Annotated in this window: 13 protein-coding genes; 3 read left to right on the top strand and 10 right to left on the bottom strand. The window is 69.4% G+C overall.

Translation table 11 applies throughout. From position 1 onward, the window contains the following. Position 1: 1 nt before the first annotated feature. The gene (locus tag DFR74_RS21940; RefSeq protein ID WP_067512001.1) at positions 2 to 1,096 is read right to left on the bottom strand and encodes an Hsp70 family protein; all 1,095 of its coding nucleotides are present in this window, start codon (positions 1,094 to 1,096) and stop codon (positions 2 to 4) included. Positions 1,097 to 1,535: 439 nt separating this feature from the next. Here DFR74_RS21940 and DFR74_RS21945 point away from each other — a divergent pair, with 439 nt between their 5' ends. Then, positions 1,536 to 2,111: a dihydrofolate reductase family protein gene (locus DFR74_RS21945; protein WP_067512044.1), complete on the top strand. Its 576-nt coding sequence runs from the start codon at positions 1,536 to 1,538 to the stop codon at positions 2,109 to 2,111. A 16-nt stretch (positions 2,112 to 2,127) separates the two neighbouring features. Here DFR74_RS21945 and DFR74_RS21950 read toward each other — a convergent pair whose 3' ends face one another. From DFR74_RS21950 to DFR74_RS37840, 5 genes are all read right to left on the bottom strand, one after another. Next, positions 2,128 to 3,123 carry a sulfate/molybdate ABC transporter ATP-binding protein gene (locus tag DFR74_RS21950; RefSeq protein ID WP_067512003.1) on the bottom strand — a complete coding sequence of 332 codons (996 nt, stop codon included), beginning with the start codon at positions 3,121 to 3,123 and terminating at the stop codon, positions 2,128 to 2,130. Continuing rightward, positions 3,120 to 3,926, bottom strand: a complete 807-nt coding sequence (gene cysW, locus DFR74_RS21955) for a sulfate ABC transporter permease subunit CysW (RefSeq protein WP_067512005.1) — start codon at positions 3,924 to 3,926, stop codon at positions 3,120 to 3,122. Before cysW ends, DFR74_RS21950 begins: the two co-directional genes overlap by 4 nt. 49 nt (positions 3,927 to 3,975) lie before the next feature. Next, a complete protein-coding gene (gene cysT / locus DFR74_RS21960; RefSeq protein ID WP_067512046.1) occupies positions 3,976 to 4,779 on the bottom strand; it encodes a sulfate ABC transporter permease subunit CysT in 804 nt (267 codons plus the stop codon). 131 nt (positions 4,780 to 4,910) lie between these two features. Then, complete coding sequence (locus DFR74_RS21965) at positions 4,911 to 5,954, bottom strand: sulfate ABC transporter substrate-binding protein (RefSeq protein WP_067512007.1); 1,044 nt, start codon at positions 5,952 to 5,954, stop codon at positions 4,911 to 4,913. 175 nt (positions 5,955 to 6,129) lie between these two features. Continuing rightward, positions 6,130 to 6,219, bottom strand: a complete 90-nt coding sequence (locus DFR74_RS37840; protein WP_309546086.1) for an Ms4533A family Cys-rich leader peptide — start codon at positions 6,217 to 6,219, stop codon at positions 6,130 to 6,132. A gap of 72 nt (positions 6,220 to 6,291) precedes the next feature. On the opposite strand from DFR74_RS37840, the gene DFR74_RS21970 reads away from it, so the two are divergent. Next, complete coding sequence (locus DFR74_RS21970; protein ID WP_067512009.1) at positions 6,292 to 7,353, top strand: M48 family metallopeptidase; 1,062 nt, start codon at positions 6,292 to 6,294, stop codon at positions 7,351 to 7,353. 200 nt (positions 7,354 to 7,553) lie between these two features. Here DFR74_RS21970 and DFR74_RS21975 read toward each other — a convergent pair whose 3' ends face one another. Next, positions 7,554 to 7,832, bottom strand: a complete 279-nt coding sequence (locus tag DFR74_RS21975) for a hypothetical protein (RefSeq protein ID WP_084537979.1) — start codon at positions 7,830 to 7,832, stop codon at positions 7,554 to 7,556. Positions 7,833 to 7,915: 83 nt separating this feature from the next. Between DFR74_RS21975 and DFR74_RS21980 the strand changes: the two genes are divergently transcribed. Then, complete coding sequence (locus DFR74_RS21980) at positions 7,916 to 9,880, top strand: glycoside hydrolase family 15 protein (RefSeq protein ID WP_084537980.1); 1,965 nt, start codon at positions 7,916 to 7,918, stop codon at positions 9,878 to 9,880. 61 nt (positions 9,881 to 9,941) lie between these two features. On the opposite strand, the gene DFR74_RS21985 is transcribed toward DFR74_RS21980, so the two are convergent. From DFR74_RS21985 to lepA, 3 genes are all read right to left on the bottom strand, one after another. Continuing rightward, positions 9,942 to 11,732 carry a dynamin family protein gene (locus tag DFR74_RS21985; RefSeq protein WP_067512013.1) on the bottom strand — a complete coding sequence of 597 codons (1,791 nt, stop codon included), beginning with the start codon at positions 11,730 to 11,732 and terminating at the stop codon, positions 9,942 to 9,944. 76 nt (positions 11,733 to 11,808) lie between these two features. Further along, the gene (locus tag DFR74_RS21990; RefSeq protein WP_113975239.1) at positions 11,809 to 14,001 is read right to left on the bottom strand and encodes a hypothetical protein; all 2,193 of its coding nucleotides are present in this window, start codon (positions 13,999 to 14,001) and stop codon (positions 11,809 to 11,811) included. Positions 14,002 to 14,242: 241 nt separating this feature from the next. Beyond that, positions 14,243 to 16,138, bottom strand: coding sequence for a translation elongation factor 4 (lepA, locus tag DFR74_RS21995; protein ID WP_067511661.1), 1,896 nt, complete (start codon positions 16,136 to 16,138; stop codon positions 14,243 to 14,245). Positions 16,139 to 16,201: the final 63 nt, after the last annotated feature.

Consider the following 16,201-nt stretch of genomic DNA (forward strand, 5'->3'; position numbering starts at 1 on the left):
ATCAGAACAGTCCCAGGGCGCCCAATCCGGCGATCACGCCGTCGGCGGGGACGGCGATCGCCACACCGACACCGCTCGCGATCATCGCGAGCGCCGCGGCCACACGCGCGGGCTTGCGCCGCCGAGCGGACAGCAGACCGCGCCGCTTGCGCACGCCGGCCGCCTCCTCGGCGGCCTCGGCCGTGCGGCGGGCCAGCAACGCGGCACCGTCGGCGATGGTGCGCTCCGGATCCCGGGCGACGATCACCGGTCGCGCCAGTTCCTCCTCCAGCACCCGCGCCACCTCGGCGGGCCGGGCCGCGCCGCCGACCACGAGCACGCGGTCCACGTCGGCCATCGTCACGTCGGCCAGGCCGAGGCAGCGGTAGACCAGCTCCAGCGAGGACCGCACGTGGGCGATGCGCAGTTCATCGGCGTCGACCGACGACGAATCGCCCGCACCGCGCGTCACGACCGACGCGCCGAACGCCCGACCGCCGAAATCCGCTGAGCGCAAGGGTATTCCGACGATCGGATTGTGCGGGCGGCCCGCGCCGACCCGCACCAGCGTGACGTCGAGGCTGGCTCCGCCCAGGTCGTAGACGAGCGTGAGACCCGGCATGAGCGGGCCGTGTTCGGCCTCCAGCCAGGTCGCGGCCGCGACCGGTTCGGCGACGAGCGCGACGTCCTCGCGCCCGATCGAGTCCAGCGCCTCGCGTAGTCGGGCGACCTGCTCGGCCGTGTAGACGGCCGGATGGGTGAGGGCGACGCCGAGTCCGTCGCCGCATTCGGTGCGCGCCTCGGCGACAAGGCGGTCGGTCACCAGGGCGACCAGGTCGGCGGGGCCGAGCGAGCGGTGCGCGACCCTGGCCCGCACCGCGCGCTGGCCCAGATCGGCGAATTCGGTGATGGCGCGGCCGTGGCGCGGGATGAGTCCGACGCGGGCGGTGCCCGTGCTGTCGAAGGTGAGGGTGGTGCGTCTGGTGACGGCCGGCGCGCGACCCGCGGCGCGGCGGTGGCCGAGCAGCAGGCCCGGCGGCGCCTTCCCCGCCCCTTCCTCCGCGCGCGCGGAAACCGTGTTCACCGTGCCGATGCTCAAACCCATACCTACTGCCATCGCGAAATACCCGATCGACGAGCGGACGTGCTTCGAACACCGCCCACGCAACCATCCCGCGATCGTGATGCCAAGCACAGGACAACCGGTTGTCCGCACACCGCCGCCCCGTTCGCCCCACCAGCCCCGTGAAGAACAGCAGGACGACCGGCCGACACCACCGCCCACCCACCCGAACACACGGATCCCCTTCCAGGGAGAGGACATTCACCGTTCGCCGGTCTACGGTTGCCCGTCGTCTGCCAGACGGCGGGCAACCGCGTCTCCCCGGTCGGCATCACGCAACGTCGGCAAGGATCAGTGTCTTTGTCGAATAAGTCGCGGCAGGTGAGACCGCGTCGAGCGATGAGATTGTGTGGTGCGCGGAGTCTCTACTTTCACACCCGCTCGCATCGAGGGGTGGCACGGTTCCCCATTGCGGGTGGACGACGGAGGTTCGATGAGCAATCCGATTCGGCTATATATGTCGATGTCGCTGGACGGCTTCATCGCCGGGCCGGACGATCGGCCGGGACAGGAGCTCGGGCGTGGGGGCGGGCGGTTGTTCAACTGGCTCGACGACCGGGAATCCGACGGTCCCAGCGGGCAGATCTATCGCGAGGCGCTGGCCACCGGCGCGCTCATCTCCGGCCGGCGGACGTTCGAACTCGCCCGGCGCTGGCAAGGTGACCATCACGACGGCGTGCCGATCTTCGTCCTCACCCATCGCGTCGAGGACGGGGACGTGCCGCCCGGCCACGCGCGTTTCGTCACCGATGTCGACGACTGCGCGCGTCAAGCCCGTGCGGCCGCCGGTGACCGGCCCGTCATGGTCCACGGCGCAGGCGCGGCCCAATCACTGTTGCGCGCCGGGCATCTCGACGAGATGGAGATCCACCTCGTTCCGGTGCTCCTCGGCGAGGGCCGTCGGCTGTTCGACCATCTCGGCGACGAACACATCGAACTCGAGCTCGTCCGCCGCCTCGACGACCGGGACGTCACCCACCTTCGCTATCGGGTGCACCGCCCCGCGTGAGGGCGTAGGCAGCCCATCACGTCTCCGGCAGCTCCGGAATGCGGGTCGCCCGCGCGTACACGGTCTCCCCGTCCGACAAGCGCAGCGCTTCCGCGTCGCCGCGGGTGACCTGGGCGGAGAAGCGGTCGCCGGTGGCGGCGTTGAGGAGGTCGACGCGGACCTCGAAGCCGAGGTGGACGACGCGCTCGACGGTGGCGCGGGTGACGCCGGCCGAATCGGCGGTGCCCTCGTCCTTGGCCAGCGCCATGCTGGGATCGCGGCCGATGCGGATGTCGTGCGGGCGCACCAGGTGGCCGTTGAGCCGCGCCACATCGCCGAGGAAGGACATGACGAATTCGTTGGCGGGCCGGTCGTAGACGTCCTCGGGGCTGCCGAACTGTTCGATGCGGCCCTTGTTCATCACCGCGATCCGGTCGGCGACGTCGAGCGCCTCCTCCTGGTCGTGGGTGACCAGCACGGTGGTGACGTGCACCTCGTCGTGCAGGCGGCGCAGCCAGGTGCGCAGATCGGCGCGGACCTTGGCGTCCAGCGCGCCGAACGGCTCGTCGAGCAGCAGCACCTGCGGGTCCACCGCGAGCGCGCGGGCCAGCGCCATGCGCTGGCGCTGACCGCCCGAGAGCTGCGCCGGGTACCGGTGCTGGAAGCCGTCCAGGCCGACGATGCCGAGCAGCTCGTCGACGCGCTTGGTGATCTCGGCCTTCGGACGCTTGCGGATCTTGAGGCCGAACGCGACGTTGTCGCGCACCGTCATGTGCTTGAACGCGGCGTAGTGCTGGAACACGAAGCCGATATCGCGCTTCTGCGGCGGCACGTGGGTCACGTCGTTGCCGGCGATCACCACGACGCCGGAATCCAGCGTCTCGAGTCCGGCGATCGAACGCAGCAGAGTCGATTTGCCCGAGCCGGAGGGCCCGAGCAGCGCGGTCAACTCGCCGGACGGGATGTCGATGGTGACGTCGTCGAGTGCGGCGAACGTACCGTATTTCTTGCGCGCACCGGTCACGGTGATCATTGGTCGCCCCGCTTGCGTTCGAGGAGGGTCATCAACAAAAGGGTCACGATCGCTATCCCCATCAGCAGCGTCGCGGCGCAGTACGCGCCGAAGGTGTTGTGGTCATCGATGTAGCGGCTGTGCACCAGCAGGGTCAGCGTCTGCGAGACGCCGGGGAATCCGGACGACACCATGATCACCGCACCGAACTCACCGAGCGAGCGCGCGACGGTGAGCACCACACCGTAGCCGAGGCCCCATCGGATGGCGGGCAACGTGACACGTACGAAGGTCTGCCATCCCGACGCCCCCAGGGTCGCCGCGGCCTGTTCCTGTTCGATGCCGATCTCGTGCAGGACGGGCTCGACTTCGCGCACCACGAACGGCAGGGTCACGAAGATGGTGGCGATCACCATTCCGGGCAGCCCGAAGATCACTTTGAACCCCAGACCTTCGACACCGCCCAACCAGCCGTTGGCGCCCCACAGCATGATCAGCGCGACACCCACCACAACTGGCGATACGGCGAACGGCAGGTCGACGATGCCCTGCAGCAGGGTCCGGCCCGGGAAATTGCCCCGCACCAGCGCGAGCGCGGTAACGACGCCGAAGGCGACGTTGAGCGGGACCACTATCGCCACGATGAGCAGCGAGACTTGGAACGCAGCTTGCGCCGCCGGAGTCGTGATCGAGTCGAGAAACGCTGCGACACCGTTCTCGAACGTGCGCCACAGGATGATCAGCATCGGTAACGCCACCAGTACGAACAGGTAGCCCAGCGCCACGGTGCGCAACGAGATCCGCGTCAGCGCGGACGGCTTCATCGGACCATCACCCCCGATCCGGCGCGGCGCGCCGTTGCGCTGTGGTTCATCAACTGTCCTTGTCCTTGCGCGCGGTCCGTTCGGCGAGGACACGCAGGGTGACCAGCACCAGGAATGAGATCCCGAGTAATGCCACCGACACCGCCGCCGCATTGAGCGGACGGTCGATCTCGATCTGCTGCTGGATGTATTGCGAGGCCACCTGGGTCTCCCGAGGGATATTGCCGCCGATCAGCACGACCGAACCGAACTCGCCGATGGCGCGGGCGAAGGCCAGGCCACCACCGCTGATGATGGCCGGGGCGAGCGCGGGCAGCACAATGCGCCGGAAGGTAGTCCAGTTGTTCGCGCCGAGCGACAGCGCTGCCTGTTCCACGTCCTTGTCCAACTCCATCAGTACCGGCTGCACCGAGCGGACGACGAACGGCAGGGTTACGAACGCCAGCGCCACTACCAAACCGGGTTTGGTGGCGTTGAGGTGAACGTCGATCGGACTCTGCGGACCGTACAACGAGAGCAGCACGATGCTGGCAACGATGGTCGGCAGCGCGAACGGCAGGTCGATCAGCGTGTTCACCAGACCCTTGCCGGGGAACTCGTCGCGGACCAGCACCCAGGCGATGAGCGTGCCCATCACCACGTTGATCAGAGCGACCACGACCGATACCAGCACGGTCACCCGCAATGAAGCGAGTGCAACCGGTGCGGTCACGGCATCCCAGAATCCGGAGAAGCCGGCGTCGAAGGAGGCGACGGTCAGCGCGGCCAGTGGCAACAGCACGATGATGCTGAGCCACAGCACGGCCACCGCGACACCGAGGTGCCCGGACGATCCGGTGATCCACGACCGGATCGACCTGCCGCGCGGGGGACGAGTCGTCTGATTGCCAGGGCCAAGAGAGCGGGGAGTGGCTCCGCTCCGCGCGGCACCGCCGGTACTGCTGTCAGTCACTGTTCGAGTATCCCGTGTGCGATCGGCGTCCCTTACCTGGTGGCTTCGTCGTAGACCACCGCTACCGAACCCGTGTCGGGAGCGAACAGTTCGGTGTCGACGGTCGGCCAGCCACCCAGGTCATCGATCGTCCAGATCTTGTCGGGTGTCGGAAAATCGTCCGCGAAGTCGGCGGCCACCTGGGGATCGACCGGGCGGAAGCCGGCCTCCGCCCAGGCGCGCTGCGCCTCGGGTGTGAACAGAAAGTCTCGGAAGGCCATAGCCTTCTCGACGTTCTTGCTGTTCTTCACCACCGCGACCGGATTCTCGATCCGGAAGGTGGTCGACGGTACGACGAAGTCGATCGGATGACCTTCGCGCTGAACGAACAGCGCCTCGTTCTCGTAGCTCAGGAGCACATCACCGGTGCCTTGCAGGAATGCTTCGGTGGCTTCCCGCCCGGACTTCGGCTGGACTCGGATGTGGTCGGGGCTCACCAACCTGCTCAGGTATTCGATACCGGCCTGCGGATCGCGGCCGCCTTCGGACTTCGCGGCGTAAGGGGCCAGCAGGTTCCATTTCGCCGCCCCCGAGCTGAACGGATTGGGCGTCACCACCTCGACTCCGGGCCGGAGCAGGTCGTCCCAGGTGCGGAGGTTCTTGGGATTGCCTTCCCGCACCACCAGCACCACCACTGAGCCGAAGGGGATTCCCTTGTCGGCGCTCGAGTTCCAGTTCTCGTCTACCAAACCGGCGTCGACCAGGCGGGTGACATCGGGCTCGACCGAGAAGTTCACGACGTCGGCGTCCGCACCGTCGCGCACCTTGCGCGACTGGTCGCCGGACGCGCCGTAGGACTGCTGAATCCGGACTCCAGCACCCGCCTCGGTCTGGTTGAACAGCGGCACGACTCGGTCGAATCCGGGCTTGGGCACCGCGTAGGCGAACAAGTTCACCGTCCCGCCGCTGCCGTCCGCCCCGGTTCCACCGACCTCGTCGCTGGGGCCGGGATTGCACGCGGTGAGCGCGACGGCCGCGAGCACGGCGAGGGCTACGGCGCTCCGTCGGAGGGTGGGCGACCATGATCTGCCTGGCATCGGGATGGACCTTTCCTGCGACCGCCTCACCGGGGCCTGCCGGGGCGGAGGGTTCGTGTCGGTCTGGACGCATCATTTCGCGCTCACAGCTGCCGTCAGCGGCGAGCCGGCACGGCGCGTGAAAAAGCGCGGCCGAGTTTACGGGCCGCGTCCACGGGACGTGCCTGACGAGCGATCAGCGACAGAGAATGTCCGCGACAGCGAGATTGCCGACAGCGATCAACGCCAATTCATGGCGGACCTGCGGAACGGCGCTCGAAGACACGGGCAGACTGTAGCAGAGCACTACGGTGGAGATCGAATCGACGAGATGTCCCGAACAGGGGGGTTCCAACTCATGACCAACAGCCCGGACCGGGTGCGCGCGCACTTCCCCGAGATCAGCACCCGCACGTGGGAACACCCGGCCGATCGCACCGCGCTGGTGACGCTGCGCTCGCTGAGCGGATTCGACACCGTGCTGCGCACGCTGTCGGGTTTGCTGCAAGAACGCCAGCACCGGCTGCTGTACCTGGCGACGGCGGTGCGGGTGGACGACAAGCAGTTCCGCACGCTGCATCACCTGCGGGCGGATTGCGTGCGCATCCTGGACGCGCCCACCACGCCGGAGATGTTCGTGCTGCAGAGCCCGCAGGTGAACGCCTTCACCATCGGCATGGACCGGCCGTTCATCGTGCTCACCACCGGGTTGATCGAGCTGATGGACACCGAGGAGCTGCGGTTCGTGGTGGGGCACGAGCTCGGGCACGCGTTGTCGGGGCACGCGGTGTACCGCACCATGCTCATGCATCTGCTGCGCATCTCATCGTCGTTCGGGTGGATGCCGGTGGGCGGCTGGGCGTTGCGCGCGATCGTGGCGGCGCTGATGGAGTGGAGCCGCAAGTCCGAACTGTCGGGCGACCGCGCCGGGCTGCTGTGCGGGCAGGACGTGGAGGCGTCGGTGCGCGTGCACATGAAGACGGCGGGCGGCGCGTGGCTCACCGAGATGAACCACGGCGCGTTCCTGGCCCAGGCCGACGACTACGAGCGGTCCGGCGATCTGCGCGACGGCGTGCTCAAGCTGCTGAATCTCGAACTGCAGTCGCATCCGTTCTCGGTGCTGCGGGCGGCCGAGCTGCGCCGCTGGATCCAGTCCGGCGAGTACGAGCGCATCCTCGGCGGCGACTACCCGCGCCGCGCGCACGACAAGAACGCCCGCATCAGCGACGAGATCAAGGGCGCGGCGCGCACCTACCGCCAGAACTTCGACCAGTCCGAGGACCCGCTGATCCGCACCGTGCGCAACCTGAGCCGCGATGTGGGCGCGGCCGTCGGCACGGTGGGCCAGGAGGTCGGCGAGACGGTCTCCAAGCTCGGTAAGCGCCTGTCGGATTGGCGCAACGGGGAGGGCAAGGACTGAGCGCGACGGGCCGGATGTTCGCGTCGCCGCAGCCGCGCGCTCGGAAGAACGCGGCCCGGCGAGTTCACCGACCCCGCGCGACTGGAAGCGCATACCGGAGCGGTCATAGACGTCGGGAAGCGCTCAGCGCGTGAAGAACCAGGCGATCACGACGAGCGCGAGCAGGGCGATGAGGGCGAGTTGCACCCGGGAGCGCGGCATCAGCGGACTCCGCTCTGCGCGGGCTCGCGGCGCGCGTCCTCGCGCACCGGGAAGTCCGCGGGCAGCGGCGGACCGGCGACGGCGGCGGCCTCCTCGCGGGCGACCACGCGGTCGCGCCCGAGCAGGCGCAGGACGGCGCGCAGGGAGCGGTCGAGCAGGTAGGCGATGCCGAGGCTGACGGGCACCATGCCGATCAGCACCACGAGGAACTGCGGGAGGAACGGCAGACCCGCCACCCACAATTCGAAACCGTCCCACCAACCCGCGATGCGCTGCACGATCTCCAGCCTACTGCGCGCTCGCGCGGCGGCCCTCGGCGCGTGCGGTGGACGGCGGACGCGTCGCGCCCCGATGATGGGGTATGGCGTCGACCGATGATCTGCCCGTCCCCAGCATGCTCACCGAATCCAGGCACCACGGCTCGTTCCCGCCCATCGACGACTACGCCTTCCTCTCCGACTGCGAGACCAGCTGCCTGGTGGCCAGCAACGGCGCGGTGGAGTGGATGTGCGTACCGCGCCCCGACTCCCCCAGCGTGTTCGGCGCGATCCTGGACCGCAGCGCCGGGCATTTCCGCGTCGGCCCGTACGGCGTCAACGTGCCCGCCGCGCGCCGCTACCTGCCCGGCGGCATGATCCTGGAGACCACCTGGCAGACCGACACCGGCTGGCTGATCGTGCGCGACGCGCTGGTGCTCGGCACCTGGCACAACAACGATCAGCGCAGCCGCACACACCGCCGCACCCCCATGGACTGGGACGCCGAGCACATGCTGCTGCGCACGGTGAAGTGCGTGAGCGGCACGGTGGAACTGGAGGTGAGCTGCGAGCCCGCCTTCGACTACCACCGCGCCGCCGCCCACTGGGAATACACCGGCAAGGTGTACGAGGAGGCCACCGCCCGCTGCGTCGACGATTCGGGCCAGGGTCCCGCGCTGGTGCTCACCACCGATCTGCGCCTCGGCCTCGAGGGACGCGAGGCGCGGGCCAGGACCAGGATGAAGGACGGCGACGAGAAGTACGTCGCGCTCACTTGGTCGGATCTGCCCGCCCCGAAGACATTCGCGGACGCGGCCGAGAAGATGTGGGCCACCACCGAGTGCTGGCGGCAGTGGATCACGCTCGGCAAGTTCCCCGACCATCCGTGGCGCAGCTACCTGCAGCGCAGCGCGCTCACGCTCAAGGGACTCACCTACGCGCCGACCGGTGCGCTGATGGCGGCGGCCACCACCTCGCTGCCGGAAACCCCTGGCGGCGAACGCAATTGGGACTACCGCTACACCTGGGTACGGGACGCCAGCTTCGCGCTGTGGGGCCTGTACACGCTGGGCCTGGACCGCGAGGCCAACGACTTCTTCGCCTTCCTCAACGACGCCACCACCGGCGAACGGGGCGAGCCCGTGCCGCTGCAAGTGCTCTACGGCATCGGCGGCGAACGCGAACTCACCGAGCAGGAGCTCGACCACCTCTCCGGCTACGAGGGCGCCCACCCGGTGCGCATCGGCAACGGCGCCTACAACCAGGACCAGCACGACATCTGGGGCACCATGCTCGACGCGGTGTACCTGCACGTGAAATCGCGCCAGCAGGTGCCGGAGACGCTGTGGCCGCTGCTGGAGCGCCAGGTGAACGCGGCCATCGCGCACTGGCGCGACCCCGATCGCGGTATCTGGGAAGTGCGCGGGGAGCCCCAGCATTTCACCTCGTCGAAGGTGATGTGCTGGGTCGCGCTGGACCGCGGCGCGAAGCTGGCCGAACTGCACGGGCAGTTCGAGCGGGCGAGCGAATGGTACGAGATCGCGGAGACGATCAAGGCCGACGTGCTCGCCCACGGCGTCACCCCCGAAGGGGTGTTCACCCAGACCTACGGCGGCACGACGCTGGACGCCTCGCTGCTGCTGGTGGTGCTGACCCGCTTCCTGCCGTCCGACGACCACCGCGTCCGCGCGACCGTGCTCGCGATCGCCGACCACCTCACCGAGAACGGACTGGTGCTGCGCTACCGCACCGAGACCACCGACGACGGATTGTCCGGCGAGGAGGGCACGTTCACCATCTGCTCGTTCTGGCTGGTGTCGGCGCTGGTGGAGATCGGCGAACTGCAACGCGCCAGGCACCTGTGCGAGCGGCTGCTCGGCTACGCCAGCCCGCTGCGGCTCTACGCCGAGGAGATCGACCCGCGCAGCGGACGCCACCTCGGCAACTATCCGCAGGCCTTCACCCACCTGGCGCTGATCAACGCGGTGACGCACGTGATCCGGGCCGAGGAGTCCCGCGACGCGAGCCAGTTCCAGCCCGCGCACACTCCGGCGGCGCGGACGCTCTGAACGGGGGTGGGTCGGGCGGCCAGCGCCGCGGCACGGATGCCTGACCCGTCGGCGGGGTGGGTCAGGCGGTCAGCGCCTCGGCGCGGTCGCGTAGCGCGCGCAGGCTCGACAGCTGCGCTTCGAGATCGGCGATGCGCTCCTCGCGGCGGTCGCCGTACTTGCTGTAGGACTCCTCCGCCGCGCGCAACGCGTCGTCGGCGGTGCGCAGTACCTCGTCGGCGATATCGGTGAAGTGGTCGCGCAGCGCGCGCTGCACGGCGCGCAGGCGATTGCGCGACTCCTTGCTCACTTGGAAGATCACGTCGTCCATGAGCCGCGCGACCGCGACCTTGGCCTCCGACCGGCGGCGCAGTTTGCGGTTCTTGCGGTCGTCCCAGATCGCGTTGACGCCGAGCAGTACGCCCGCGCCGGCCGAGTACCAGTTCACCAGCGACATGCCGAGCAGGCTGGTGGCCAGGCCGACCATGAGGATGCCGCCGTAGGAGCCGCGCAGACCCGACAGGAACTGTTCGGTCACCGCGGGTTTCGCGCTGTCCAGCGATTCGAGCGGGGCCACCGGCTCGAGCACCTCGCCCGGATTGGCCAGGCGCAGATCCGGCAGCGGCGGGGTGCGGTTGTCGGCGGGGAACTTCGCGGCCACCTGCTCGCACAGCTCCACCGAGCGGTAGTGCGCCATGACGAAGTTCTCCTCGACCGCCTCGCAGATGCGCGCGTCGAGGTCCTCGCCGAACTCCTTCCAGGTGCGCGCCGGATCGGTGCGCGCGATGTCGGCTTCGGCGTCGCGCACCAGGCTGCGCAACCGGTGGCGCAGGTCGTGCTCGATATCGGCCATCAGCTCGGTCGCGCCGTCGGCCAGCGCGAGCTGCCAGTTGGCGGTGCGCTGGCGCAGCCGGTCGGCGTCCTCGCGCGCGGCGGCCAGCTGCTGGGTGATCTGGGCCCGGCGGCTCGGGTCGCGCAGCGACTCGGCCTCGGTGTAGAGGGTGACGGCCAGGTGGTCGGAGACCAGCCGGATGTCGCGCAGCGCCGAGTCCCGCGCGACAGCGTCGGCGCGGGCCACCACGTAGTCACGCAGGTGGTCGATCAGCTGCGGCACCCCGGATTCGATATCGCGCTGGTAGTTGCCCGCCTGGCGATGCAGCAGCGCCGAGACCGGCGCCACCGCGAAACCGAGGCCCGCGGCGTCGAGCAGATCGCGATCGCGCTGCTGCACGTGCGACCACTGCGGGTACATGTCGATCTTGTTCAGCACGCAGATCACCGTGGGGCACAACTGCTGCACACGCTGCAGGTACTCCAGCTGCGCGGGCGTCAGCTCGGCCGCGGCCTCGGTCACGTAGAGCACCGCGTCGGCGGCGGCGATCATCGACCAGCGGGTGCGCTCGTCACCGGAGCCCGGCGCGTCCATCAGGACGATGCCGTCGGCGAGCAGCTGGCTCGGCTCAGTGAACTCGGCCCGCACCACACCCTTCGCGAACAGCGCGGGGCCGGGGTCGAGCGGGTCCACCGGCTGGCGTTCGGTGTGGCCCGGCCCCACCGACTTCACCAGCGTGGCACTGGCCTCCGGGCCGTACTCCACGATCACGGGGGCGCTCACCGCGGTGTCGGTGGCGCTGACCTGCGCGCCGACCAGACTGTTGACCAGCGTGCTCATCCCGTTCTTCGGATCGCCGACGACGACCAGACGCACCCGGGGATCGCCGATGCGGGCGCGGACCATGCCCAGGCGTGCGCCCAGGTCGTCGCGTCCCGCGGATCGAGCCGTCTCCCGCAGTTCGTCCAGTATCCGGATGAGCGGCGTCATCGCGTCCGGATGTTTCACCGTCGCGGACCCCAGCCCGGCTGCGGCAGACAAGCCTCCTCCTAACTCCCGTGTGGTCTCGTTCGTCGATAAGCCGTCCCGGACAGTGTCCGTCGTTCCCCTCGCCCGGTCAGATCCGGTAGAACAGGTCGGCGTCGTGAGCGGTGTGGACAGGCTGGTGGTACCCGATCGTGTCGGGCAGCAATCCTGAACTCAGTCCACCGGCGAGCAACGAGTGGTCGGCGCTGCCCGCGGTCGCCACGTGATGGTAGGCGGCCAGGTTGTCGTCATCGCTGATCGGGCGGGGCTTGGGCGGCTCCACGATGGTCGGCGGCTTGACCGGCGCCGGGTTCACCGTGGTCGGCGCGACGGTCGGCACCTCCACCGTCGGCACGTCCACCGTGGCGGTCGGGACGTCGACCGTGGGCACGTCGGCGGTGGGCGCCGAGGTCGGCACGTCGACGGTCGCGGTCGGGACCGAGACGGTGGGGACGTCGGCGGTCGCGCTGGGCACCGACGGGGTGCCCGCGGAACCGCCGGTGTCGGTGCCCGTGCCGCCCGTGGTCGGCGATCCGGTGCCCGAGTTGCCGGTACCGCCGCCGGGGGTGCCGGTGGGCTGGGTGACGGTCGCGCCCGGCGTCTTGGTGATCGTCGAATCCGAGCCGCCGCCGTTGCCCTGGGTGGGCGGCACGGTGACACCTGGCGTCTTCGTGACGCCCGGGGTCAGCGTGACATCGGTGTCAGGCTTGGTCGGTGTGGGCACCGACGGGGTGGGCACCGTCTGGGTGATCGTGGTCGGCACCGAGGGCGCCGTGCTGCCAGGTTCGACCGTCGGCGTGCTCGGCGAGCCGGTGGGCGGCGTGACGGTGGGCTCCGGAGTTTTCACCGGACGATCCACGAACAGCGCGGGCACCACCGCCGCGGGCGCGGTCAGCGGGGACGGCACGTCGGGAGTGCCGATGACATTCGCGATCGGGGTGCTCGCGGCCTCCGGCTGGATCGTCGTCTGCAACGGGGTGGCCACCACGGGAGCCGCCGCGGCGGCCGCGGGAGCCGGCGCGACAGGTGCGGGAACCGGAGCCGGAGCGGGGACGACCGGCGCGGGAGCCGCGGCGGGCGCCACCGGCGGGGCGACCGCCTGCGGGGCGGGCGCGGCGTGCGGCGCGGGCTGCGCGGCCGGGGCGATCTGCGGGGTGGCGCTGGTGGTGGCGGGCGCGACGCCCGAGCCCGAAAGTCCGCCGCCTACACCGGGAGTCGAGGCGCCCGGCTGCTCGCCGACGCGCGGCGTGGCCGGATCCTGACGCGAACCGGACAGCCAGTCGGAGAAGTTGTCGAGCTGGGTGCCGATATCGGTGCCCGCCGCCGTCTTCACCGCGAACTCGGCCGAGGCCTCGACGCGCAGATCGGTGGTGAGATACATCCCGTCGGGGCCGATGCCCATATCGACTTCGAGCTTGGTCCAGATCTCGGCGCTGCCCTCGACACCGAGGTACACCCCGAAATCGCCGGGCGCGTCGAAATCGGCGGGCGTGCCGACGCCGCCGAACATGTCGCCGTACGAATTACCCGGCTGCGCAAAGGGATTGGTCGGCTCGTCCAGACCCGGCTCGCGGTCCGACGACGCCGAGCGCTCCGACGCGGCGGTCTCCTCGGTGCGTCCCGCGGCCGGAATCTTGGGCAGCGCGAAGGGATTCGAGCCCGGCGCGAGGAAGCCCTCCGAACCCGGCAGCCCGAAACCGTGCCCGGCCTGGCCGAGCCCGTGGCCCGGCAGGCCGAAACCGCCTTGCTGTTCCCACCATTCGTACGGCGAGGAGCCGCCGGGTACCGATTCGACCGGCGGCTGCGTCTGTTCCCACGGATTCTGGTCCGCGTAGCCCGGGGCGGAACCCTGCTCGTCCCACCATTCATACGGGTTGTTGTTCTCGGTCTCGCCCGGACGGAGTTGTCCGTCGACGCGGGGGTTCCAGTGGCCCTCGGGCGCGGGCGCCGGGCCGAACTGAAGTCCGGGTGCGGGCGCCTGCGCGCCGACCGGATCGGGCGTGTAGGGCAGATCGTCCGGATCGGGGTCCGGGAAGGTCACCACCGGGCTCGGCACATCCGGATCGGGATCGGCGGAGGACGCCCACCCGGTGTTCCAGCTGTCCAGACGCTGGCCGCCCGGCTGGGCCGGGACCCCGCCGCCGTTGGCGGCCACCAGGGCACCGCCGGTGACGTACGCGCCCGCACGGGCGACACGCGCGACCCCCGTGGCCACGCGGTAGGCGGTGTCGCCCGGCTGCTCAGCGCCCTCGGAGTCGTCGTCGAAGGGCAGGTCACGCGTCATGCAAGCTCCACATCTCGGGTCTCCAGCGATCCTCACCATGCCGGGCAGCCGAGTGAAGATCACCTAACGATATTTCCGGAGAACCCAGCTGTCACATCCACGGAGTCGGTGATCCCCCCGGAGGTGGTGAGCACCACAACCTTGCCACCCCGCCGATCGGACGCCAAGCCCCTTTTTCACGGGTATATCGAACTGGACAACATACCAGTTCAACGGGGGTTTCCGCACCCGGAACCGACCGCTACTTCTTGTCCTTGGGCTTGTCGGACTGGGCGTCCGAGGACAGCGCGGCAACGAAGGCCTCCTGCGGCACGTCGACCCGGCCGATGGTCTTCATGCGCTTCTTGCCCTCCTTCTGCTTCTCCAGCAGCTTGCGCTTACGGCTGATGTCACCGCCGTAGCACTTGGCGAGCACGTCCTTGCGGATGGCGCGAATGTTCTCGCGGGCGATGATCTTCGAGCCGATCGCCGCCTGGATCGGCACCTCGAACTGCTGGCGCGGAATGAGTTCGCGCAGCTTGGTGGTCATCTTGTGGCCGTAGGCCTGGGCCGCGTCCTTGTGCACGATCGCCGAGAAGGCGTCCACCGCCTCACCCTGCAACAGGATGTCCACCTTCACCAGCTGCGATTCCTGCTCGCCCGACTCCTCGTAGTCCAGCGAGGCGTAGCCGCGGGTGCGCGACTTCAGCGAATCGAAGAAGTCGAAGATGATCTCGGCCATCGGCATCGTGTAGCGCAGCTCGACGCGCGTCTCGGACAGGTAGTCCATGCCGCCGAGCTCGCCGCGCCGCGCCTGGCACAGCTCCATGATCGAGCCGATGAACTCGCTCGGCGTGATGATGGTGCACTTCACGACGGGCTCGAACACCCTGCGCACCTTGCCTTCCGGCCAGTACGAGGGGTTGGTCACCACCTGCTCGGAACCATCCTCCATCTCCACCCGATACACCACGTTGGGCGCGGTGGAGATGAGGTCCAGATCGAACTCGCGCTGCAACCGCTCCCGGGTGATCTCCATGTGCAGCAGGCCCAGGAAGCCGCACCGGAAGCCGAAGCCCAGCGCCACCGAGGTCTCGGGGGCGTAACTCAGGGCGGCGTCGTTGAGTTGGAGCTTCTCCAGCGCGTCGCGCAGGTCCGGGTAGTCCGAGCCGTCCACGGGATAGAGGCCGGAGTACACCATCGGGCGCGGTTCGCGGTAGCCGGTGAGCGGCTCGACCGCACCGCCGCGCGCCGCCGTGACCGTGTCGCCGACCTTGGACTGGCGCACATCCTTCACGCCGGTGATCAGGTAGCCGACCTCACCGACGCCGAGTCCCGCGGTGGGCTTGGGCTCGGGCGAGACGATGCCGATCTCGAGCAGCTCGTGTGTCGCGCCGGTCGACATCATCTTGATCTTCTCGCGGGGGGTGAGCTTGCCGTCCACCACGCGCACGTAGGTCACCACGCCGCGGTAGGTGTCGTAGACGGAGTCGAAGATCATCGCGCGGGCCGGGGCGTCGGCGTCGCCCACCGGCGGCGGGACCTGGCGGATCACCTCGTTCAGCAACTCGGGCACGCCCACACCGGTCTTGCCCGAGACGCGCAGTACGTCCGACGGCTCGCAGCCCACGATGTGGGCCAGCTCGGCGGCGTAGCGGTCCGGGTCGGCGGCGGGCAGGTCGATCTTGTTCAGCACCGGGATGATCGTCAGATCCTTGTCCAGTGCCAGATACAGGTTCGCCAGCGTCTGCGCCTCGATGCCCTGGGCCGCGTCCACCAGCAGGACCGCGCCCTCACACGCCTCCAGCGCGCGCGACACCTCGTAGGTGAAGTCGACGTGGCCGGGGGTGTCGATGAGGTGCATCACATAGTCGGTGTCGTCCACCTGCCACGGCAGCCGCACGTTCTGCGCCTTGATGGTGATGCCGCGTTCGCGCTCGATGTCCATCCGGTCCAGGTACTGGGCGCGCATCGCCCGTTCCTCGACCACACCGGTCAGCTGCAGCATCCGGTCGGCCAGCGTCGACTTGCCGTGGTCGATGTGGGCGATGATGCAGAAGTTCCGGATCCGCGACGGATCGGTGAACGTCGTGTCGGCGAAGCTGGCGGGCACTCCACTCCTTGGCTGGTCCGGGCAAACTGCGCTCCATCGTCCCATGCGCGCGGGCGGCGGCCGACCGCACCCGGTCCGAGAGCGCCGTCCCGGGCCGGATGTGTAGTC

Source organism: Nocardia puris (genome assembly GCF_003315035.1).
Taxonomy (GTDB): Bacteria; Actinomycetota; Actinomycetes; order Mycobacteriales; family Mycobacteriaceae; genus Nocardia; species Nocardia puris.